The sequence below is a fragment of the Candidatus Methylomirabilis sp. genome, assembly GCF_028716865.1.
In the GTDB taxonomy this organism is placed as follows: domain Bacteria; phylum Methylomirabilota; class Methylomirabilia; order Methylomirabilales; family Methylomirabilaceae; genus Methylomirabilis.
The window spans coordinates 16,700-38,701 of sequence record NZ_JAQUOY010000010.1; the positions used below are offsets into that span (position 1 = coordinate 16,700).

17 protein-coding genes are annotated in these 22,002 nt (G+C 59.0%); 12 read left to right on the top strand and 5 right to left on the bottom strand.

Annotated features, from left to right (window positions below):
• The first annotated feature begins 1 nt into the window (after position 1).
• Positions 2-1,198, top strand: a complete 1,197-nt coding sequence (locus PHV01_RS05620; protein ID WP_337290170.1) for a class I SAM-dependent methyltransferase — start codon at positions 2-4, stop codon at positions 1,196-1,198.
• A 255-nt stretch (positions 1,199-1,453) separates the two neighbouring features.
• On the opposite strand, the gene PHV01_RS05625 is transcribed toward PHV01_RS05620, so the two are convergent.
• On the bottom strand, positions 1,454-1,651 hold the full coding sequence (locus PHV01_RS05625; RefSeq protein ID WP_337290171.1) for a hypothetical protein: 198 nt from the start codon (positions 1,649-1,651) through the stop codon (positions 1,454-1,456).
• Positions 1,652-1,848: 197 nt separating this feature from the next.
• On the opposite strand from PHV01_RS05625, the gene PHV01_RS05630 reads away from it, so the two are divergent.
• From PHV01_RS05630 to PHV01_RS05650, 5 genes are all read left to right on the top strand, one after another.
• On the top strand, positions 1,849-2,118 hold the full coding sequence (locus PHV01_RS05630; RefSeq protein WP_337290172.1) for a hypothetical protein: 270 nt from the start codon (positions 1,849-1,851) through the stop codon (positions 2,116-2,118).
• An 87-nt stretch (positions 2,119-2,205) separates the two neighbouring features.
• A complete protein-coding gene (nadA, locus tag PHV01_RS05635; protein WP_337290173.1) occupies positions 2,206-3,168 on the top strand; it encodes a quinolinate synthase NadA in 963 nt (320 codons plus the stop codon).
• Positions 3,169-3,189: 21 nt separating this feature from the next.
• Entirely contained in the window at positions 3,190-4,053 is an 864-nt protein-coding gene (gene nadC, locus PHV01_RS05640) for a carboxylating nicotinate-nucleotide diphosphorylase (protein ID WP_337290174.1), read from the top strand.
• A gap of 7 nt (positions 4,054-4,060) precedes the next feature.
• Positions 4,061-5,614 (top strand): L-aspartate oxidase, encoded by a 1,554-nt coding sequence (gene nadB, locus PHV01_RS05645; protein ID WP_337290175.1) that lies wholly within the window; start codon positions 4,061-4,063, stop codon positions 5,612-5,614.
• A gap of 24 nt (positions 5,615-5,638) precedes the next feature.
• Entirely contained in the window at positions 5,639-6,670 is a 1,032-nt protein-coding gene (locus PHV01_RS05650; RefSeq protein ID WP_337290176.1) for a zinc-binding dehydrogenase, read from the top strand.
• Positions 6,671-6,755: 85 nt separating this feature from the next.
• On the opposite strand, the gene PHV01_RS05655 is transcribed toward PHV01_RS05650, so the two are convergent.
• A complete protein-coding gene (locus PHV01_RS05655; protein WP_337290177.1) occupies positions 6,756-7,490 on the bottom strand; it encodes a glycosyltransferase in 735 nt (244 codons plus the stop codon).
• A 59-nt stretch (positions 7,491-7,549) separates the two neighbouring features.
• Entirely contained in the window at positions 7,550-8,686 is a 1,137-nt protein-coding gene (gene wecB, locus PHV01_RS05660; RefSeq protein WP_337290178.1) for a UDP-N-acetylglucosamine 2-epimerase (non-hydrolyzing), read from the bottom strand.
• 344 nt (positions 8,687-9,030) lie between these two features.
• Between wecB and PHV01_RS05665 the strand changes: the two genes are divergently transcribed.
• On the top strand, positions 9,031-11,220 hold the full coding sequence (locus PHV01_RS05665) for a YfhO family protein (protein ID WP_337290179.1): 2,190 nt from the start codon (positions 9,031-9,033) through the stop codon (positions 11,218-11,220).
• Between the two features lie 8 nt (positions 11,221-11,228).
• On the opposite strand, the gene PHV01_RS05670 is transcribed toward PHV01_RS05665, so the two are convergent.
• Together PHV01_RS05670 and PHV01_RS05675 are read right to left on the bottom strand one after the other, a co-directional pair.
• Positions 11,229-11,909 (bottom strand): tetratricopeptide repeat protein, encoded by a 681-nt coding sequence (locus tag PHV01_RS05670; RefSeq protein WP_337290180.1) that lies wholly within the window; start codon positions 11,907-11,909, stop codon positions 11,229-11,231.
• A gap of 21 nt (positions 11,910-11,930) precedes the next feature.
• Positions 11,931-13,934, bottom strand: a complete 2,004-nt coding sequence (locus tag PHV01_RS05675; RefSeq protein ID WP_337290181.1) for a tetratricopeptide repeat protein — start codon at positions 13,932-13,934, stop codon at positions 11,931-11,933.
• A 453-nt stretch (positions 13,935-14,387) separates the two neighbouring features.
• On the opposite strand from PHV01_RS05675, the gene PHV01_RS05680 reads away from it, so the two are divergent.
• The 5 genes from PHV01_RS05680 to PHV01_RS05700 all read left to right on the top strand — a co-directional run bounded on the left by PHV01_RS05680 (position 14,388) and on the right by PHV01_RS05700 (position 21,975).
• Positions 14,388-14,717 carry a hypothetical protein gene (locus PHV01_RS05680; RefSeq protein ID WP_337290182.1) on the top strand — a complete coding sequence of 110 codons (330 nt, stop codon included), beginning with the start codon at positions 14,388-14,390 and terminating at the stop codon, positions 14,715-14,717.
• A 617-nt stretch (positions 14,718-15,334) separates the two neighbouring features.
• On the top strand, positions 15,335-16,195 hold the full coding sequence (locus PHV01_RS05685; protein WP_337290183.1) for a glycerophosphodiester phosphodiesterase family protein: 861 nt from the start codon (positions 15,335-15,337) through the stop codon (positions 16,193-16,195).
• Positions 16,196-16,636: 441 nt separating this feature from the next.
• Complete coding sequence (locus PHV01_RS05690) at positions 16,637-18,379, top strand: long-chain fatty acid--CoA ligase (protein ID WP_337290184.1); 1,743 nt, start codon at positions 16,637-16,639, stop codon at positions 18,377-18,379.
• A gap of 76 nt (positions 18,380-18,455) precedes the next feature.
• Positions 18,456-21,326, top strand: coding sequence for an MMPL family transporter (locus tag PHV01_RS05695; protein WP_337290185.1), 2,871 nt, complete (start codon positions 18,456-18,458; stop codon positions 21,324-21,326).
• A gap of 1 nt (position 21,327) precedes the next feature.
• On the top strand, positions 21,328-21,975 hold the full coding sequence (locus PHV01_RS05700) for an ABC transporter substrate-binding protein (protein ID WP_337290186.1): 648 nt from the start codon (positions 21,328-21,330) through the stop codon (positions 21,973-21,975).
• Positions 21,976-22,002: the final 27 nt, after the last annotated feature.

A 22,002-nucleotide genomic window follows, 5' to 3' on the forward strand; every position in this document is an offset into this window, starting at 1 on the left:
AATGTCTTTCTCTCCCCGTCCGGTTTTTCAGAAGGTCGAACTCCTCGCGGACCTCCCGGGAAAAGTGTTCAGTCACAAGACCGCCATTTACGAGCAGCATCTCGCGCCCTATTCGACGATCATGGACGCTCAGATCGGGGAGGGAACGATCCTCGGGAAGAGCTATCTCTCTAGGAGATACGCAGATATTATACGTTGGCCGATTCGGAGACTCGAATACTCCTTTGTATTGCATCATGCGCTTCCCGTACTGGAAAGAGGGCGGCGCCAGAAGGTCCTAGGTGCGGGCTGCGGAGTTACTCCCCTCCCCCATTTCTTTGCATCGATGGACGCTGAAGTAGACGCGGTTGACTTTGACGAAGGAGTGATCGAGACGTTGAAAACGGCAAGAGTGAACGAGGTCTACGGCTCTCGCGTGAACCATCAGTGGATGGACTTACGCCGATTGGCATTTAGCGATTCGACATTTGACCTTGTCACGTGCGCATCGGTGATCGAAAGTCTTGCCAACGGGGATGAAGCGCTGGTTTTGTCAGAACTCGTCCGCGTCCTGAAGCCCGGTGGGACGGTTATCCTGACCACATATGTTGGCGCCAGCGATGATCGTCTCGCGAATCTCAAGGATCGCAAATACGATGAGCCGTTTCATTGGCGTACGCTTGATGGCCTCTTGGCCCCCTATGTAGAGATGCTTGAAGGAGGCCTGGACAGTCTTAAGATCCTGAGCGGACTGCAAGGTGGCGACATCGAACGATTCTGGACTGCTCACAGGGATGTAGGGTCATCATGGCAAGGGATTCGGGGCTATGTCGCCATGGGGATCGTGCTTTCAAAAACAGCTCAGGCCGATTGCGCGCAGCGCGCTGCAGATGTGCATTCGCGGAGCGGAAAGTCAGTAGAAGGAGAGGACCGTCATCTTGAATCCTGGAGGTCGGACGCGGCTGATGCCATGCTAAAGTCCCAAATCCACCGAACCATCGAGCTTAAACGTGCCCTGGAAGAGAAGGAGGCGGTCATCCAGGAGCAGAAGCGAGCGATCGAAGCGTATAAGGCACACATGGAGAACTGTCAACACCTACAGATTACTGGTCAAGGACACGTCATCCACAGGTCTGAGCTGTCACGACTTGTGGCGGCCCTCAAACAGCTCTTTGGGCGAAAGTCCGTCCGTGACAAGGGGGAGAAGCGGCAGCCATGAGATGATTTCAAACTGGACTCACTATAATTCTGGCTCAGCCGTGTGTTCCGACATGTTTGAGCAGAGTCCCGAGCAACGGTTGATTGTGACCTGCAATCCCGTGCGGCCCCTGAAATTCGGCGTGCCCAATCGCCGCCAACTGGGCCTGCCGATATTCTCGATCGCATTCAGGCCCTTAGGGGACGCTACGGGATCGTCAGGACTCCGACGCCGCTGAATCGGCTTTGCTTAAGGAGCTGAAGAGCGTGATTGGCCTCATCCAGGGGTCGGACTCATGGTGATGCCGGCAAGTGAGATCGTGCCGCCCTTCCTGAGGACCCGAAGCGCCTGCAGCACCAGCCGTCCAACAGGCGCAAAGATGACCGCGCTATCGAGCAGTCCAGGCGGGTCGTCCTCAGCCTGACCCGTCGAGGGGGCGATACTGCTCGCGAAGGTGAAGAAGGATATTACCATTCTGGAGCGCTGCTTTAAGGAGTTGAAAAAGTACATCCGGATGTATGTTGATTGCAGCGAACCGCTCCGCGTCTAAACGAATACGCCGAGCGTCAAGTCATAGTATGTACAAGGTTAAAACCTAACAGACCAGGGGCGACATGTAATGAGTCTATAGAACACACGGACGACAGTCCATGCTGCGAGGATGAAAGAACATGGCGACAATCATCGAATACACCGATCAGAAAAGGCCGACCAATAGCTATCCAAAGCGGATTATCTCACCGCTCACGCCTAGCCCATGCTGTTACTCAAAAATGGAACAGATCGGAGTGGAACAGCACGAAGAAGGCTGGAGTTTCATTTATAAACGTTGCAAGAAGTGCGGTTTTGCTGTCCGCCACGTAACCGCACGGGACCCACAACTCCTCACGAAGAAAGGTCCTCGCTTCGATCACCAGGAGTTGATCGGTTTCCACAACTAGAGCTGCCCGAAACTTGCCTCCCGCATTATCCTCCACCTGTGGTATACTTTTTGATCAAAGGAGAAATCGCAATCGCGGAGCCCAGAGATGAAAACCGATAGTCTTGTTGCAGAAACTGAAGTGAGCGCTCTGCTTGATCTTGAAGGAGAGATCGAGCGGCTGAAAAAAAATTTACATGCGGTGGTGCTGGCACACTATTACCAGGAGTCTGAAATTCAGGATGTCGCCGATTTCGTCGGCGATAGCCTGCAACTCTCCCAGCAGGCGGCAAAGACGAGCGCTGAGGTGATTGTCTTTGCCGGCGTCCACTTTATGGCGGAAACGGCGAAGATCCTGAATCCCTCGAAGCAGGTACTGCTCCCCGACCTGGCGGCCGGATGCTCACTGGCGGAGGGGTGCCCGGCGCCTCTCTTCGAACGCTTCCGGCAAAAATATCCGGACCACATCGTCATCAGCTACATCAATTGTACTGCTGAGATCAAGGCGATGAGTGACATCATCTGCACCTCAAGTAACGCAGAAAAGATCATCAACCAGATCCCAAAGGAGCAGCCGATTCTTTTTGCGCCCGATCAGAACCTGGGTCGCTATCTGATCAAAAAGACCGGCCGTAACCTGGTGCTATGGCCTGGCACCTGTGTGGTGCACGAGACGTTTTCTGAGAAGAAGCTCGTGCAGCTTATGCTGCACCATTCTCATGCTAAGGTGCTCGCGCATCCCGAATGCGAAGCCGGCGTACTGCAGCATGCCGACTATATCGGCTCGACGAGCGGAATCCTGAATTACGTGAAGCAAAGCGCGGACACCGAATTCATCATCGCAACCGAGCCCGGCATCATTCACCAGATGGAGAAGGCCTGCCCGGACAAAATATTTATTCCGGCCCCTCCGGATGGGGATTGCGCGTGCAACCAGTGCCCCCACATGCGACTCAATAGCCTAGAAAAGCTGTACCTATGCATGAAACGCCGTGCGCCGGAAATTACGCTGAATGAAGAACTGCGACTGCTTGCGTTACGGCCAATCCAGCGTATGCTGGATATGAGTTAGGACTGCCTCTCTCTTACCCCCATGCCCCTATCCCTCGTCCGGATCAACCGCCGAGAAGCTCTCAAGAGGTTTCTTGAGGAAGACATCGGTCAGGGTGATGTGACGACCCTCGCGATTGTCCCGCCCGATCAAAAGGCCATCGGCCATTTTGTAGCCAAGGCGCCTCTCGTGCTGGCGGGGATCGAGTCGGCTATCGAGATCCTCACCCTTTTAGATGAAGGCGTAGTGATTGAGAGCCGGCATCGTGATGGTGATGCGCTGTGTGAAGGCGATCGGGCAGCGTCCGTTCGTGGTCAGGCCCGGGCGTTACTCAGCGGTGAGCGTGTGGCTACAAACCTGCTGCAGCGACTCTGCGGAATCGCCACGCTGACAAGACGGTTTGTTGAGGCTGTCCGCGGGACACAGGCGAAGATTCTCGACACTCGAAAAACCACGCCGGGGCTGCGGGCGTTTGAGAAGTACGCGGTGACCGTCGGCGGCGGGATCAATCACCGCTTTGGACTTGATGACGCGATCCTGATCAAGGACAACCACATCAGGCTGGCAGGCGGTGTTCGTCCAGCCATTGAAACAGCCAGGCAACATGAGAGCCGCCGGCATCGGTTTGAGGTCGAGGTCACCACGCTCGAAGAGTTGCAGGAGGCCCTCCGGTACGACCTTGACGCCGTTCTCCTCGATAACATGAACCCGGACATGGTTCGACAGGCGGTGACGTGCGTGCGCGCTCACGAGAGCGGCGGTAAGATCATCGTCGAAGCGTCAGGTGGAATGACCCTCGACAATGTTCGGGCATTCGCAGAGGCCGGTGTCGATTGGATCTCCATCGGGGCCTTGACGCATACCGCCTCAGCCGTTGACATGAGTTTCAAAATTCACCCCACGTAATCCGGCCATGAAGACGGATGCCCTAATTATCGGCAGCGGCCTCGCAGGATGTGCCGCGGCGCTGGCGGCGGCCAAACAGGGTGTTGAGGTCACGCTGCTCACGCGATCGCCCCACCCGGAGGAAAGCAGCACCTTCTGGGCCCAAGGGGGGATCATCTATCAGGGGACGGACGACTCTCCTCAAAAGCTGGTGGCCGATATTCTTGCGGCCGGCGCAGGCCTGAGTTCGCCTGAGGCGGCGTTACTGGTCAGTCGCGAGGGCCCAAAGCTGGTGAAGGAGATCCTCATTGATGAGCTTGGGGTTCCGTTCGACGAATCTTCGGAAGATTCAACCCGATGGGACCTGACTGCCGAAGCCGCGCATTCACTTCCACGTATCCTACATCAGAAAGATCGGACAGGATCGGCGATCCAGCGCGCGTTTATCGAAAAGATGGCTTCGTATCCGAGGGTGAAGCTGCTCTGCGGAGCCACCGCAGTCGATCTACTCACGATTTCTCACCATTCGGTCGAACCGCTTGATGTCTATAAGCCCCAGACGTGTATTGGGGCGTACGTGCTGGACCAAGCGAGCGGCGAGATCTTTCCCATCCTCGCGAAGGAGACGATCCTGGCGACCGGCGGGCTCGGTCGCGTCTATCTGCATACCACCAATCCTGCCGGCGCACGCGGCGATGGCATCGCGATGGCCTATCGGGCCGGGACCCGTTGCATCAATATGCAGTACGTCCAGTTCCACCCCACAACATTCTTCCATCCCAGCGGCCGATTCCTGATCTCTGAAGCGATGCGGGGCGAGGGGGCCCGCCTGGTGAATAGCCGGGGCCGAGAGTTCATGACTGATTATCACCCCGATGGATCGCTGGCCCCGCGAGATATTGTCGCCCGCGGGATTCATCAGATGATGTTGGAATCGGGCGAGCCGTGTGCGTATCTCGACATCTCCCATAAGCCGGCCGATCTGGTCCGTGAACGGTTTCCCGGGATTTATGCGCACTGCCTGAAGTACGGAATTGATATGACCAAAGAGCCCATCCCCGTCGTCCCGGCCGCGCACTACAGTTGCGGCGGCATCGCCGTTGATGAGTGGGGACAATCAAATCTGCATCGCCTGCGCGCCGTTGGTGAGGTCGCCTGTTCGGGGTTACACGGCGCCAATCGCCTGGCCAGTACGTCCTTGTTGGAATGCCTGGTGTGGGGAACCCGGGCAGGCGCGCAGGCTGCAGCGTCTATCGCGCGGGGTGAGGAGTATTATTTTCCCCAGATTGCGCCCTGGCGGTATGAGCGTGAGCCGGTCGATCCGGCGCTGATCGCACAAGACTGGCTCAGCATCCAACAGACCATGTGGAATTACGTGGGCCTCGTTCGCAGCGAAAAACGGCTGAACCGAGCCCACGAGATCCTGCGAGAATTGCACCTTGAGATCTTAAGGTTCTACGAAAAGGCCGAGGTGACTGACGCAATGGTTGGCCTTCGTAACGGCATTCAGACCGCGCTGGCCATCTTGCTGGCTGCTCTGGAATGCCGCCAAAGCCTGGGCTGCCACTATCGCATCGACTGAGAAGAGTTTGAAGGAGCGCACCGCATGAAAGCAGTTCGATTTCATGAGCACGGCGAGCCGGAGGTCCTGAGGTACGAGGATGCCCCCGATCCTACGATCGCCCCGCATGAGGTGCTGGTGAAGGTAAAGGCCTGCGCCCTGAATCACCTGGATCTCTGGTGCCGAAAAGGGATGCTGGGGATACAGATCCCCCTGCCCCACATCTCCGGTTCGGACATCGCCGGTGAGGTGGCAGCGGTGGGGAGCATCGTGACCCGCATCAGGCCCGGTCAACGGGTGGTCGTGTCGCCAGGGGTGAGCTGTGGCCAGTGCGTCCACTGCCTGTCCGGCCGTGACAATCTCTGTCGCTCGTACGAGATCGTCGGTGGATACCGGATCAATGGCGGCTACGCGGAGTACGTCAAGGTCCCGGAGGTCAACATCCTGCTCATGCCGGAAGGCATGTCCTTCGAAGCCGCGGCGGCGTTCCCGCTCACGTTTCTCACCGCCTGGAACATGCTGGTCAATCTCGCGCACGTGAAAAGGGGCGATGAGGTGCTGGTGATGGGGGCGGGGAGTGGGGTTGGAAGCGCCGCCATCCAGATCGCCAAGCTGTTCGGCGCTCGCGTGATCGCCGCCGCCGGCAGTGACGAGAAGCTTGACAAGGCCAAGGCGCTTGGCGCTGACGACGGGGTCAACTATGCCGACCAGGATCTGGTCGCCGAGGCGCGGCGCCTCACGGCCAGGCGAGGGGCGGACGTGATCTTCGAGCATGTGGGGGGCGCTGTGTTCGAGAAGCTGATTCCGGTCCTGGCCACCGGGGGCCGTCTGGTGACCTGCGGCGCTACAGCCGGCCACCTGGCTCAGACCGATATCCGGTACCTCTTCATGCGGCAGGCATCGATCATGGGCGGCTTCATGGGACCGAAGGCCGACCTGCTACAGATCATGCGGGAGATAGCGCGCGGGACGCTCAAGCCGGTGGTGGATCGCGCCTTTCCGCTTCGGGAAGCTGCAGCCGCTCAGCGCGCGATGGAGGATCGCAAGCTGTTCGGCAAGCTACTGCTGGTGACCTGAGATGAGCATGCGCTGTGACTGTCGCCATGCTACGGTTAGTGGGTTGTTAGAAAGATAGCAAGCGGTTCCCATTCTTATAATCCACTCATTTATCTGTTGATCCACCGAACCTTATCCTGAGCATAAGCCTGAGCGTTGCCAGAGCGGTCCGGAACACCTTCATTTTGGATTCCCCCCCCTTGCGATCGTACCGAAGAATCATAGGCACCTCGCCGAAGCTCAGGTTCATTGGTCGGAGTTTCAGCAGAATATCAACCATGCATTGGAAGCCCTGCTGGTCCAGAAAGCGTTGCCCATACCTGGCAAACGCGCCTTTAATGACCTGGGCGCGGTAGGCTCGGTAACCGCTGGTGAAGTCTCTGACGCCAGGTATCGGGAATAGAATACGGAATACGATAGAGGCGGAGCGGCTCAAAAGCGCTCGTAGAAGCGGGACGCCGACCGTCCTTGCGCCATGTTGATATCGAGAGGCTATGACGACATCGTGGCCTTCGGAGATCATTTGTACCATCTCTGCAATCAGACCCGGCGTATGGGTATCATCCGCATCCATGGTCACAACGATGTCCTGATCCTCTGCCAACTGTGTTGCTGCAGTGAGTCCGTCCCGGACGGTGGGTCCGAGACCGAGATTGTGCAGGTGTTGTTCTAAGACGATGGGCATTCGCCTGGCGCACTCCTTCACGATCGCCACCGTCGCATCTTGACTACCATCATCCACAAGGATCACCTGATAGGGGAGTGCGGCCTCACGCATAGCCTCGCCAATACGATGGAGTAGCGATCCGATCGCAGCCTCCTCGTTATAAGCCGGGAGCACAACATATATTGTCCTCCGGTCCCTCGGCGGCATTTCGCCCTGAGGGGAGCGGCGATCCGTCATCGCCTGTCGCCCAACATAATCTGGACAATCCGCTCTGCGCTATGACCATCGCCGAACACCGCGCTCGGAACCGCTCTGTTGCGATAGACATGTTCATCTGTTAAGAGTCGATATGCCGCCTCAACGATCTTGTTCTTGTCGGGCCCAACTACCTCTGACACACCTATCTCAACCGCCTCCAAACGCTCACACGTTTGGCGAGTGACAAGCACCGGAATGCCCAACGCGGCGGCCTCTTCCTGAACTCCCCCGCTGTCCGTGATGATCAGCTTGGAACGGAGCATGACTTCGACGAATCTCGCATAAGACAGTGGTTCGGTCAGCCGAATGTTCGTCACCGAAGAAAGAATCGGCCGGACCTCTCGTTGAACATTCGGGTTCAAATGAACGGGATAAATGATCTCGATAGAGCTGGAGAAGGCGTTTGCCAGCTCGCGGATTCCTCTACAAATCGAGGCCAAATCAGTCCCGAAGCTTTCGCGCCGATGTCCGGTCACCAATACAATCTGGCGCCCCCGAGCTGCTATCTGTTCCAGCAGAGGATCGGGCGCCATGCTGTCGAGCAAATGGTCTCGTACATAGAACAGCGCGTCGATCACGGTATTGCCCACGACGTGAATCCGGCCAGATGGGACCCCTTCTTTCAGAAGATTCTCTCTGGCTTGTGTTGTCGGAGCGAAGTGGAGATCCGCCAGGCACGCGATCAACCTCCGGTTCATCTCTTCGGGAAAAGGGTTGCGGCGAGACCCGGTCCGTAATCCCGCTTCGATGTGTGCCACCGAGACATTCTCGTAAAAGCCGGCCAGTGCGCTCATGGCGGCAGAGGTGGTATCCCCCTGAACCACAAGCAGGTGGAGCTGATGACGCCGTAACACCTCCTGCACGCGGGCTAGAACCCTGGCTGAAAGGTCGCCTAACGATTGGTCATCTTCCATCAATCGCAGGTTTTCTACATGAACGATGTTGAGTTCACTGAGGATCGGTTCCAGAAGCTCGCGATGCTGCCCAGTCACAAAGACCTTCGGGTTCACGCCAATATGTTCGAACGCCCGAATGACCGGCATCAATTTAATGGCCTCCGGGCGTGTCCCTATCAATATCCCTATAGTGTGCATTGGGTCACCGAGCATCATTGCCTAAGTCACGCTGGGCAGTCTTCAAGGACGATAGCGTTGATGAGCCCTAGACCGCAAGCATGTACCGGCTAATCGTGAGGAGTCAATACTATTTTTATTGAGAATTGTGAAGCGGTCTGACATGGAAGTATGTGTGCAACCACCTGCGGCAAACCTGGCCCCAAAGGCAAGACTCCGGACCCGAGTGTTTTGCTTGACACCCCCGGCAGCGATGCGCTAGAAACGTGCGAATGCGTCCACGACAAACTCATCCTTTTGGGTCCGGTCGATCGTCCTTCACGTTGTACGTCCTCGGCCTGAGAAGGCAAGCGGGGCGGTAATACATCTTTCACAGGCGAGACATGAACCTCCTGGCGCGGCTGAATCCCTTCTCAAAAGTCCACGGTGAGCCGTTCGTCGAATCCGGGAGACTAGCCGGTGATTCGCCCGGCCGCTGGGCGACGGCGGTACTGCTGGTTCTGGCTCTTATTCCCAGCGCGCTCAACGCGATCGCGCTCCTGCCGGAGTTGCGACTTGACGTCCCAAGTCTGAACGATGACGCCTTCCATTACCTGATGATCCAGCGAGCCAGCGAGGCCCTGGCGAACGGCGAGAACCCCTTCGATCACTGGGGGCCAGAGCTGGATCTTGGATTTCCGCAGTTTTTCTACTACCAGCATCTGCCACACCTCGCGGTGGTTCTCCTGCATCGCCTGCTGCTGAAACAGGTGGACCTCTTCACCATCTTCAACCTCGTGCGATATCTGCTCCTGATCGGGTTTCCGCTGACCGTATACTGGTCAATGCGCCAACTAGGGTTCTCCGCCGTGGCTGGGGCTATCGGGGCCGCTGCCGCCACGCTCCTCTCGTCAAATAACCGCTCTGGCTTCGAGTACGATAGCTACGTCTGGCGCGGCTTTGGTCTGTACACCCAACTCTGGGCGATGCATCTGTTCTTCATCACGCTGGCCTGCCTGCATCGCGTCCTGACTAGAGGCGCGGGGTACGCCGCGGCTGTTGTCGCAGGCTCGTCGCTGGTCCTAGCGCACCTGATTTATGGCTACATGATGGCGCTCATGGCGCTCGTACTTTTCGTCAATGGGCTCAACCGAGCGAACGCGCGCAGACGCGCGGCCCGGTTCGCCGTTCTTGGCATCTTGGTCGCGCTGACCACCGCCTACTTCTGGCTCCCCTTCCTCCTTTTCAAAGCCTACCTGAACGCCAGCCCGTATCTTGAACGCTGGAAGTACGACTCGTTCGGAGCCAGAGACATCCTCACATGGCTGATGAACGGCGATCTGCTGGACTATGGGCGGCTTCCGGTCCTGACGGTGCTGCTCGCCCTTGGGATCGCCTCGGCCCTCTTCGCGCGCACCCGGCCTGAGCGCCTGGCGCTTGTCCTGCTCCTCTTTTCGCTGGTGCTCTTTTTTGGGCGTCCTACTTTGGGCAGGTTGGCGGACCTCTTGCCGATGCACGAAGGGCTCCAGTTCGTTCGCTTTAACGCTGGCGTCCACATGGCGGCCATCCTCCTGATGGGCGTGGGTGGTGAGTGGGTCTGGCATCGGTTAGCGCGGCTTCCGGGACACTCCCATACAGTAGCCGCAGGGCTGCTCCTGCTTGTCCTAATGGCCCCGGCCCTTCGCGAACGATGGGAGTACTACGCCTTCAACGCCCAGTGGATGAATCGAACGAAGCAGGCGCTCGATACGGATCAGGATGCGCGCACGATTCTCGCCGCACTCGCTGAGTTACCGCCGGGCCGAACCTATGCCGGTCTGCCGAGCAACTGGGGACGGGGGATACAGGTGGGCGATCTGCATTTCTATGACCTGTTGACCCTCCACCGGATTGTGACAACCTCGCCCCAACATGCAAGTTTCTCGCTGAACGCCGATCTGACCTGGGAATTCGATGACCGGAACCCGGCTCACTATAATCTTTTCAATCTGAAGTATGTGGTGGCGCCACACGGCCTAGCCATGCCCCCGTTCCTGCGCCGCGTCAGGGAGACGCCGCGGTACATCCTTTATCAGGCCGAGACCAGCGGCTACGCCCAGTTTGCCAGCATCAGCGGGTTCAAGGACGTCAGCTCGCAGTCGAGTCTTTTATCCGAAAACCGAAGCTGGCTGGTAAGCCCGAATCCCGGAGCCGGGCGATTCATCCGCTATGGCTACCCTTCTGGAAGCGACGGATCAGAGCGGTCTGCGACAGGGGGTTGCCCTGGTGGCGGGGCCATCAGCGAGGAGCGTATATTGCCGGGCCAGGTCGAGTTGCGGGTCGAGTGTTCTGAAGCTTCGGCCCTTGTCCTCAAAATGACGTACCACCCGAACTGGCGGGTCGCCATTGACGGCCGGCCGCAGCGTCCGTTCATGGTATCCCCCAGTTTTATTGGCATCGACGTGCCTGCCGGTAGGCATCAGGTCCGCATGGAGTATCACTCCCCCTGGTACAAGACCGCATTGCTCCTCCTCGGCGTTTGTACGCTGGTCGCAACGATCCGGTTTCGACGCCGGTTTATCCAGCTCGACGCGCTCGTCTCTTCGCAGCCCTGACCGACCAGTCACTGCTTGTGGCGGTTCAGCTCAGCGGCCTTCGCCAGCGCCGCCTGGGCTTCCGCATGGCGTCCCTGCCGCGAGAGCGCCAGGCCAATATAGTAGTGAGTGTCGGCTCGCTTCGGATCCTCGCGCAACGCCGCCTCAAGCCACCGGATTGCCTCATCGACCTGGCCCAGCTCAAGCAGCGTGACGCCGAGGTTGAACAGGCCCATCGGGTGCGTGGGAGAGGCCTGGAGGACCTGCCGGAAGGCCTCGGCGGCCGTCGTGAACTGCCGCTGCCTGTACAGAACGACCCCAAGGTTCAGCCGGGCATCCAGGAACTGCGGGTCGGCCCTCAGTACCGCTTCGTACTCGCGCTGCGCCTCGGCGTACTGTCCCCGCTCGTTATAGATCTGGGCGATGTTGTAATGGGCATGAGGATTCGTGGGATCACGCTGAAGTACCTGTTTGTACGTCGTCAGCGCCTTGTCATATTGCCGGATCGCTTGCAGGCGAATGCCAAGAGTCAGAAGCGAGTCAGTGAGTCCCTGGATGGCGGCTCCACTGGGAGCGGTTTCCCTGGATTGGGGAGGTGTGGGGGTCGGCCGGACCTTGAGCCAGTACGCCCCGCTCACCAGGCTCACGAGGAGCGCCGCCAGCAGCAACTGGCCCCAGGAAGTGGGATTACTCGGACTTGCGCTGTTCATGCTAGTGGCGATCAGATCGGATTAGCCGGGTTTGGCTTTGTCGCCGGCTATCTCCCGGTTGATCATCTTCAGAAAAGCCTTGGCCTCCGGGAAGTTACCCTTGAGACTCAAAGCCCGTGTGAGTTCGGCTGCGGCCCGGTCTTTCCGTCCCAGACGATAGTAGACCTCTCCAAGCAGGGCGTGCAGATCGGCATCAGGCCCTTTGTAACGAAGGGTTTCCTCAAGCTGCGTGGCCCCCTCCGGAAGCATCCCATTTTCAAGGTAGAGCGCCGCCAGCTCCATCCTGGCACTCACATTCTTCGGGTTGATGTTCAGGCTCTCCGCGAGGACCCTTTCAGCCTCCGCGGGCCTCCCTGTCTTGGCATACACCAGACCCTGATTGTGGAGGGCCGCAGCCCGCTCCAACCCGGATAGCAGCGGGGAGCGGAAGGCTTCGCTGAGCTCCTGTTCGGCCTGGTGGAACTGTGATCGTCCGAGGTAGGCCAGCGCGAGGTTCACTCTCAGGCCGGGAGACGGCGAGGCCGAGAGCCGTATCGCTTCGCGAAACTCCCGTTCAGCTTCGTCAAAGCGACGAAGCGTCAGCAGCACGACGCCCAGGTCGCTGTGGGTGCCCACACTGTGTGGCTGGATGCGCAGGGCCTCGACGAGTTCCTGTCTGGCCGGGTCATAGCGGCCCTGTCGGAGGTGCATCCCTGCAAGGGCGATATGCGCTCGCGCCGATTGGGGGGAGGTCTGAACGGTCCTGGTCCAGAGGGTCAGCTCATCCTTCCAGTCACGATTACGCGCGACGGTTCGGAGACCAAGCAGCAGGACGATCAGGGCGAAGGCAGCCGCAATGGCGCGTGGGTTCCTGCTCCGGGTAAGGAGCCGCTCCACCAGGACGGCGGCCGCGAGGCAGAAGCCGGCGGATGGCAGGTACAGGTAGTGCTCAGCTACTATCTCATGGTGTGGGATGATCTGGGAGACCGGCAGGAGCGTGACGAAAAACCAGAGGCCGCCAAAGGCCGCCCAGCGATCTGAAGCCAACAGGCGATAGAGCCCCCACCAGACCCCGCCGAGGATCGCGAATGCGACAATCACTCTTATCTCAGTGAATGAGTAGGAGATGGGGAAGGCGTTGAAGGAGTAATCGGCGCTGAGCGTCATGGGAAAGACCATCAGCGTGAGGTAGTGGGCAAAGATCCTCACGCTGGTGAGCAGGGTCGGCCAGATCCCTCCGCCCCACATCTCAACTCTGAGGCTTCTGGGAAGCACAAAGACCTTCGTGTAGTAGTAGGCAGGGATACTCAACAATATACCGACAAGCAGATAAAACCACGCATGCCGTCTCAACAGGGTACGCGTTCCATCGCGCAGGGCTTTCCATGGGGAAGAACGGCCTTCTGTGTCGGCGAATGGGATCGACCGTATAAGATCGTAGCAGAGCCAGAGCAGCGGTAAGGTGATGGCCATCTCTTTCGTGAGCAGGCTGAGCAGGTACGAGAAGCCGGCGAGACAGAGATAGCGAATTCGACTCGTCTCCCGGTACCGGATAAATCCGTACAAGCCTGCCAGGTAGAACAGGGTGAAGAGGACGTCTCGTCGGCCGGAGATGTAGGCGACCGACTCGGTCTGGATCGGGTGGACGATGAACAGGACGGCGGCAAGCAGGGCGAGCCGCGATTGCTTCAGCACAGCTCGGACAATAGTAAAGAGCAGAGCACCGTTCAGGACATGATAGAGGATGTTGAAGGCCCGAAAGCCGGCCGGATTCAGCCCGAAAATGGCGTAGTCAATCGCGTACGATGCAGTCCGAAGCGGCCGGTAGGTCAGCAAGTGTCTGTTCCGAAGATCATCAAACAGCCACTGCAACTGCTCGGACAGGTTGGAGAGGCTCTTATCGTCGAAGACGAAACTGTTGGGGAGAGCGTTGACGTAGGTGAGGCCGGCCAAGGCGGCCAGGAGCAGCATGACCGGGAAGGGACGAAGCCACACAGGGCTCTTCGCTTCCGCCATCCATCCGGACCACCGGGTGTGCTGCTCCATGAATGATCCTGTTACTGTAAAAAGAAAAGCCCCCGGGGAAAGCTGCCCGGGGGCTTTTCTGACAATTGAGGCGCTTACGGCCTGTGAGTCAAGGAAAAGGTTGCCGTGGCTGCGGCTGGGCTGCCAGCAGGCTGAATTTGGATGGACATCAAATCGTCGGCATTAAAGCTGGCTGCGCCTGTACCACTATTACAGGCAGTTGAAAGGCCCGAAATTAGGCAGGTGAGGAGGGCGGAGCTAGCGATATCCTCGCCTCTTCGGAGATTAAAGGTCCACGACCTGCTTGTCCCAGGCGCTATGTTGACGTGCACCCGCAGGTTCCCGACACCGCCAGACGCCGATGCCGGTACCATGGTCTGGGCGAGGGTGATATCCGTAGGGCACGCAGCACTCCCCAGACCCCAGCCGGGCGACACGAAGCTATCAGTCCCAGTAGGTGGCGCACAGGAACCCGTGAGGATCGAGGCGACGTTCGGGCCGCTCGGGCCGCTGGGACCGGAAGGCCCACTTGGTCCACTCGGGCCGGAGGGGCCACTGGGGCCGGAGGGACCGGAAGGCCCGGAGGGGCCACTGGGGCCGGAGGGACCGCTCAGCCCGCTCGGGCCGGAGGGACCTGACGGCCCACTCGGGCCGCTGGGGCCGGAGGGACCACCGCTCGGGCCGCTCGGACCACTGGGGCCGGAAGGGCCACTGGGGCCGGAGGGACCTGCGCCGGTCAGCGTGGCCTTCGTCATGGTCATGGCGACGGTGCCTGGAGGAGTAGTAATATCTCCCGTAACGTGAAGCGCATTACACACATCACCGGTACCCAGTTGCGAGCAGAGCCCTCCGAGCGTGCCGCTGGCACCGCTTGTCGCGGTGATCGTAATGGTCGTATCGGACGCAACGGAATAGGTCCCTGATATTGTGAGGGTAGTCTGCGTGCCCCCATCAGTCTTGTACGTAATACTGCTGGTAAAGGTTCCAGCCGCCGTACATGTGCCAGGCTTGGTAAACGTCGCGGTACCCTGTACCCGTGTATTGCCCTCTGCGTACCCGTCCAGATTATGGAGCCCGTCCACGCTACACGTGTTTACCGTCGCTTCGCTGGAGCGAGGGCCCAGGAGGAGCCCAAACGCCGCCATGAGCCCGATCAGCACGACCATCGATTTTCGCACCGCTCATCCCTCCTTCTCGCCTGACAACGTTTGCTCAGAATGGTTAGGATCTGTGTTGCCGCCTTATAGCGTAAGCCGACAGTGACTTATCGGCACTTACGCGATGCTACCATAATTTTAGCGATCTTATCGTACATCTTACGGTTCATGTCAAGAAAAATCTTTAGGAGTCCTAATCTTCAGCAGTTCTGAGGATAAAAGAGTAGCACGAGATAGCTTTGATCGAGCGGACGTTTCGCGTGGATGGGGTTGACTCGCTTCTTGACTGTTCGTTATAGTATGGAGGCTATCGAGCAGCGTCAGGCCATCCGGTTGGCTAGGCGCCTGATGATCTGCAGAAGGGGGGGGGTGAGTTCCTTTAGCATGACACTGAATATCGCGCATCGAGGGGCCTCGGCGCTTGCGCCGGAGAATACGATGGCGGCCTTTGAAAAGGCGGTCGAGCTGGGAGCCGACGCCATCGAGTTGGACCTCCACGTCAGCCGCGATGGCGAACTGGTCGTCATTCATGATCACACGCTGGATCGGACCACGGATGGCCGGGGGCCGGTCGATGCGCGCAGCCTGCAAGAGCTCAAGCGCCTGGATGCCGGCCGCTGGTTCGGTGAGAGTTTTGTCGGTCAACGTATCCCGACGCTCGCGGAGGTCCTCGATCGTTTTGCCGGAAAGGTTCCGCTCGCGCTTGAGGTCAAGGCAGGATCGGCCTTCTTTCCCGGCATCGAGGAGCGGGTGGTGTCGGCCTTGCGCAAGCATCAGGTCTTCTCACAGGTAGCGGTCGCGTCCTTCGATCATCATGCGCTACTCAGACTGAAGGAACTAGAGCCCCGCCTTCGGACCGGGGCTTTGCTCGTGGGGCGACCGGTATCACTGCCAACGGTGGCCGGCCCCAGCAAAGCGGATGCCATGGCCCTCGAGTGCAGCCTTGTCACGAAGACAGAGGTCGATGCCTGCCGCGCCGCCGGGCTTCAGCTTGTTGTCTGGGTGGTGAATGCGCCTGCTCAGATGCGCTATTTTATCGATCTCGGGGTAGACGGGATCATCACCGACAGCCCGGACCTGTTGCATCAGGTCCTGAGCGAGCGGCGCGAGTCCCTTCCAGCCTGATGCGCCGAATGCGGGCGACCGCAATCTACAGGTAACCATGGCTATCGGTCCAGCGCCCATCGATCCAGACCGAACCTATTGGCCCTTTATGCTCTTGATCGTGGCGATTGTCGCCGTGATAGTCGCCGCGCTCCTGGCGTTAGTCGTGTGATTGCGGAGCCCGGAACGTGAAGCCGCAAAACACAACGCGCACCGGGCAACGACGAAGATTTTCCGGTTGCGAACCCGCGCTGCTTTACGATATGCTTTGAGGCTACGGATTGACGACAACCCTATCCTGAGTTTGTCGAAAGGTTCGTATGATCGTAGACGCCGCTGGCCGCTTCTGAGGGTCCTCAATAATTCCAATGCGGCATCAACTGCTAGTCAGAGGCTTCGTGTCGCGGGTGCAACCATCTCGCCAGCAGGAGAAGAGGTCACTGGAAGTTGAAGGAGTACGGAATGGCGGGCGCAGTGGCTGCCACGAACCAGGACCTTGACCGACCATGGTTCGCCCACTATGACCCGTGGGTTCCACCGCGCCTCGAGTACCCGGATATTCCGCTCCATCGCTTCCTCTCAGCCTCCGCCCGGCAGTACCCGGATCGGGACGCGATTATCTTCTATGGCAGGAGGCTCACGTATCGCGCCCTGGACGAGGCCGCCACACGGTTTGCTGCAGCCCTTGCAGACCGCGGGCTGGCGAAGGGCGACCGGGTCTCGCTCTTTCTCCCGAACTGCCCTCAGATGGTCATCGCCTACTACGGCACACTGCGCGCTGGAGGTCTCGCGGTCTCAACCAGCCCGCTCTACTCCACAAGGGAGCTTACACACCAACTGAACGACTCCGGCGCCGAGACCATCGTCGTGTTGTCGAAGCTCTACCCGCTCGTCAGGGAGGTCGCCTCACAGACCGGCCTGAAGCGGATCATCGTCACGAATATCAAAGAGTACTTCCCGCCTTTGCTCCGAATACTCTTTACCCTCCTGAAGGAGAAACGCCAGGGGCACCGACCTCACGTGGGACGAGGGCCTGGAACGGAGTGGTTCTCGGAGATGTTGACCTCCGCGCCCGCGGAGCCCCCCGCCACTACAGTCGGCCCTGATGACCCGGCGCTGCTGCAGTACACCGGCGGCACGACAGGATTGGCCAAGGGGGCCGTACTGACACACAGGAATCTGGTGGCCAACACAATGCAGATCGGCGCGTGGCTGGTAAAGCCTGTCCTGAGCTCAGTCGAAGGAGAGAACGGCGGACACGAGATCTTCCTGGGGGCGATCCCCTTTTTTCACATCTATGGGATGACGGTGGTAATGAATCTGTGCATCTCGCTGGGTCATACGATGGTGCTCTTGCCGCAATTCAAGGTACAGGAGGTCCTGGAGACGATCGCCAAGTACCGCCCCACCCTCTTCCCCGGTGTCCCGACGATGTACGTGGCCATCAATGATTACCAGGAGGTGGGCAGGTACGACCTCCGTTCGATCAAAGCCTGCTTGAGCGGGGCCGCGCCGTTACCGGTCGAGGTACAAACCAGGTTCGAGGCGCTCACCGGCGCTCGCCTTGTCGAGGGGTACGGCCTGACCGAGGCCGCGCCGGTCACGCACGCGAACCCGCTCTATGACAAGAGGAGGATCGGGACGATCGGTCTGCCGCTACCCGACACCGACGCCAGGATTGTCGATCTGCAGACCGGTGAGCGCACCCTGCCGCCAAAGGAGATCGGCGAGGTGGCGGTCAAGGGGCCCCAGGTAATGGCAGGCTATTGGAATCAGCCGAGCGAGACCGCCATGGTATTACGGAATGGATGGTTGTATACGGGCGATATCGGCTACATGGATGAGCAGGGCTACTTCACCATCGTCGACCGCAAAAAAGAGATGATTATCGCCGGCGGCTTTAACGTCTATCCCCGGGAGGTTGAAGAACCGCTGTATGAGCATCCACAGGTCAAAGAGGTGGTAGCGGTGGGCCTGCCTGACCCATACCGTGGGGAGACGGTGAAGGTCTATGTTGTCCTGAAAGAGGGGGAACGCGCCACCGAGCAGGAGATCATCGACTTTTGCAAGCAGAGGATGGCAAAACACAAGGTGCCCACCCTGGTGGAGTTCAGGCAGGAGCTACCGAAAACGCTTGTGGGTAAGGTGCTCCGACGCGCCTTGCGCGAAGAGGAGATAGCCAAGCGGACGTCGCAAGCCGCTTGAAACGCTTTGGGCGCCACAGATCGAAGTGAACCCTGGACAAGAGGCGAATGATCGCACACTGCTTGAGGCCTGATCGATGAGCATCCGGAAACTTCTCTCTTCTACAGTCCTCGCCTACCCGCGGACCGCACTGGTTCTGGCGGTGATCGTGACCATCCTGTCGGTCCAGGCAGCGATGCAGCGGTTGAGCTTCACCTCCACCCATGAGGCGCTGTCCTCCCTCAACGGGAGGGTGGGCCAGGTTCAAGAACAATATAACCAGGCGTTTGGCGACCCGGATAGGGCGGTCATCGTCATCGAGACCAAGAATCGGGAAGAGGCCAAGCGCTTTGCCGCCGCACTCGCCGGTCGGCTGAAGGCCCTGGCCCCGGATATCGAGGAGGTTCTTTACCGCTTCGACCTCAAGTCATTGGAGGACCGATTCCTCATGTACCTCTCCCCCGAGGAGTTGGCCGACCTGAAAAGTAAGCTCCAGGAGCATCGCTCGCTGCTGGACGAGTTGTCTATCGAGCCGGGCTTAAACCGCCTGTTCCAACTGATCCATCGGGAGATCAGTAAGGCGTTGGTCGGTCACCTGTTCACCGGCTTTCTGGACGAGCAAGAGGGTGAGGCCAAGCATCCCGTTGAACTGACCCCGCTGTTGAAGCTGCTCACGCAGTTGAACGCCTGGGCTTCCGCCCCACGGACCTACACGTCACCATGGAGTCAGTTCTTCGTCGAGGCCGACGAGGAAGGTGATCGGGAAGGGTACCTATGGTCCAAAGACAAGCGGTTCCTGTTCGTCCTGGCCACCGTGAAGGCGGACTCCAAGAGCTTGCTCAAATTCGAGCGGCCGATTAAGGGGATCCGCAACGAGATCCGGTTGCTGCAGTCACAGTATCCCGGAGTCCAAGCCGGCGTGACCGGGGGTCCGGCCCTCGAGCATGATGAGGTCACTGCCGCCCAGCGGGATTCCGGCCTGATGACCGCCATCTCACTCGGCGGCGTGGCCTTACTGACAGTGCTGGTCTTTCGCGGTGTGGCAAGACCCCTGATGGGGACCCTCGCGCTCGTTATGGGTGTCTGCTGGGCCTTCGGGTTTGCCGCCGTCACGGTGGGCCACCTGAATATGCTGTCGATGGTCTTGGCGCCGATGCTGATCGGGATCGGGATGGACTATGGAATCCACCTCCTGGCCCGGTATGAAGAGGAGCGAGGCGCGGGCCATTCCATCCAGCAGGCATTGGAGCGGGCCTTCGAAGGCGCCGGTCCCGGCATCCTCCACTCGGCCGTGACAACCTCTGTGGGTCTTTTTGCGCTCATCCTCACGGGAATTGGCGTATTGCAAGAGCTGGGTTTGATTACCGGGTGTGGCCTGCTGCTTACGCTGATCTCGACCTTCGTGGTCCTCCCACCACTCCTCATATTATGGGACAAGCGACCTGTCCTGAGTCATTCGACGGGATTCGCTACAGGCCCCGTCGAAGGACACCCCATTGAAGGGAAGGCAGGTATAGCCCACTGGCATATCCCGCACTTACCGAAACCTCCGGATTTTCTGGAATTCTGGTATCGCCGACCTCGAATGGTCCTTGCGTTATCAGCCGTCGGCACACTGGCCGCCCTGTACGCGATGAGCGGTCTGGAATTCGACGGCAACGTCCTCCGCCTTCAAGCGGAAGGAACCGAGTCGGTGACCTGGGAACTGAAGATCATCAGGAACTCTGAGCGCTCGACCTCCTACGGCGTCATCCTGGCCAAAAGCCTCGAAGAGGTGCGAACGAAGACCAAGGCGATCGAGGCCTTGCCTTCAGTGAGCAAGGTCGAGAGCCTCGCGTCGGTCATACCGGAGGATCAGGAACGGAAGCTCGGGCTGGTTCATGAACTGAGACCTATGCTGGTTGGGGTGAACCTCGCGCAACTGCCCACACCGGCGCCGGTCGATCTCGATGAGCTGCTGAGTACGCTGCAGCGGATCAAGGCAAAGATGCTGACGGCTGATGACGCCAAGAAATGGACTGGAAAGGATGCGCCGCCCCTGAAAATGATGACGCAGGCAAGAAGCCTGATCGGTCAATTCGAGCGACTGCTCCAGCAGCGCGACCATGAAGAGATCCGCCAGCGACTTTCTATCCTTCAGACTAAACTGTTTCAGGATTTCCATGACAAGGTAGCGCTCCTCGCCAGAGCCATGACTTCAGGTCCGGTCCGGCTCGATGATCTGCCGAGCGATCTGAAAAAGCAGTTCGTAGGGCGGGATGGTTCGTATCTGCTCCGCGTGTACCCACGAGGCGACCCGTGGGAGCTTGCCTCGCAGACGACATTCGTCAATGACCTGAGAAAGGTTGATCCTGACGTCGTCGGCGACCCGGTGAAGGGGTACGAAGTCATCACCGCGATGAAACGAGGGTACCAGCAGGTGGCAATCTATGCCTTGATCGGGGTGGCTGCGCTGTTTTTGCTGAACCTGCGCGACCTGCGCTATTTCCTTCTGGCCAAGGTCCCGCTGCTGGTTGGGGCTGTCTGGACCGCTGGTCTGATGCATCTCTTTCAGTTGAAGTTCAATCTGGCCAACCTGATTATTATCCCGCTGATCGTGGCGCCTGGGGTGGAGAACGGTCTGATGATCATCCACCGCTTTCGGGAGGAGGCGGAATCCGCCGTGCTGCCGCGGAGCATCGGGAAGGGTGTGGCGCTCTCATCTCTGACGACCATGGTCGGCTTCGGCAGTTTGATGATTGCCCATCACCGCGGCGCATCCAGCATCGGTCTCCTGGTGACGCTGGGCGTCGGGGCTGTTCTGGTCGTCTCTGTGATCGTGTTGCCGGCTCTCCTCACCGTTGTTGCAAGGCGGTTATCAAAAGCGGTCCCGAGTTCCGTGATCCAGGTTGATAGCCCCCCTGGGCATATTGAACCGGGTACTCGGAACATAGAACAGGAAACGGTACTCAACACAAAGGAGAAGTGACATGTCAGGTGCGATGAGGTTGACTGTGCGAACAGGAGTAGTAAGCGGAGTCATAACCCTGATGTGGCTGGTCGTTGCGGCGTCCGCCTTTGCGAGCGAAACAACCGATCAGGTCAAGACCGAACTGGATCACCTTACGGGGATCGTGAAGGACCCGGCCTTACAGGAGAAGGCAAAGGAAGAGGCGCGGAAGTCGATGGTCAAAGAGCGGATCGTACGCTGGTTCGACCTGCAGGAGATGGCGCGCCGTTCTCTGGCCGGCTACTGGGCGAAGCGATCCGGACAGGAGCGAAAGGATTTCGTTGAGCTGTTCGGGGACCTGTTCGTCGAGTCCTATACGACGTTAGTGGTCGATCATCTCGGCGACCAGCGGGTTGCCTTTCTCTCGGAGAAGACCGATGACCGAGACGCCATCGTCAGGACCAAGTTCCTCTCGAAACGGAATGAGCCGACCTTTGTTGACTTCGCCCTCCTTCGTCGAGGCAACGCTTGGATTCCCTACGATGTGGTGATCGACGAGGTGAGCATCGTGGGGAATTACCGAATCCAGTTCGATAAGATCATCCGAGACCAGTCGTACGAAGCCCTCGTCAAGAAGATGCGTCTCAAGCGGGAGGCGGAGGGGTTAGGAACAACGGCAAAGAAGTAGCCGCGCTGCCCTTTCGACGGGGCCTGT

Bases quoted from the DNA above. Each gene is read 5' to 3' on its own strand.
- nadA (WP_337290173.1), top strand. From the start codon at position 2,206: ATGAAAACCGATAGTCTTGTTGCAGAAACTGAAGTGAGCGCTCTGCTT.
- PHV01_RS05690 (WP_337290184.1), top strand. From the start codon at position 16,637: ATGGCGGGCGCAGTGGCTGCCACGAACCAGGACCTTGACCGACCATGG.
- PHV01_RS05630 (WP_337290172.1), top strand. From the start codon at position 1,849: ATGGCGACAATCATCGAATACACCGATCAGAAAAGGCCGACCAATAGC.
- PHV01_RS05675 (WP_337290181.1), bottom strand. From the start codon at position 13,934: ATGGAGCAGCACACCCGGTGGTCCGGATGGATGGCGGAAGCGAAGAGC.
- PHV01_RS05620 (WP_337290170.1), top strand. From the start codon at position 2: ATGTCTTTCTCTCCCCGTCCGGTTTTTCAGAAGGTCGAACTCCTCGCG.
- nadB (WP_337290175.1), top strand. From the start codon at position 4,061: ATGAAGACGGATGCCCTAATTATCGGCAGCGGCCTCGCAGGATGTGCC.
- PHV01_RS05695 (WP_337290185.1), top strand. From the start codon at position 18,456: ATGAGCATCCGGAAACTTCTCTCTTCTACAGTCCTCGCCTACCCGCGG.
- wecB (WP_337290178.1), bottom strand. From the start codon at position 8,686: ATGATGCTCGGTGACCCAATGCACACTATAGGGATATTGATAGGGACA.
- PHV01_RS05670 (WP_337290180.1), bottom strand. From the start codon at position 11,909: ATGAACAGCGCAAGTCCGAGTAATCCCACTTCCTGGGGCCAGTTGCTG.
- PHV01_RS05685 (WP_337290183.1), top strand. From the start codon at position 15,335: ATGGGGTTGACTCGCTTCTTGACTGTTCGTTATAGTATGGAGGCTATC.
- PHV01_RS05700 (WP_337290186.1), top strand. From the start codon at position 21,328: ATGTCAGGTGCGATGAGGTTGACTGTGCGAACAGGAGTAGTAAGCGGA.
- PHV01_RS05665 (WP_337290179.1), top strand. From the start codon at position 9,031: ATGAACCTCCTGGCGCGGCTGAATCCCTTCTCAAAAGTCCACGGTGAG.
- PHV01_RS05625 (WP_337290171.1), bottom strand. From the start codon at position 1,651: ATGGTAATATCCTTCTTCACCTTCGCGAGCAGTATCGCCCCCTCGACG.
- nadC (WP_337290174.1), top strand. From the start codon at position 3,190: ATGCCCCTATCCCTCGTCCGGATCAACCGCCGAGAAGCTCTCAAGAGG.
- PHV01_RS05650 (WP_337290176.1), top strand. From the start codon at position 5,639: ATGAAAGCAGTTCGATTTCATGAGCACGGCGAGCCGGAGGTCCTGAGG.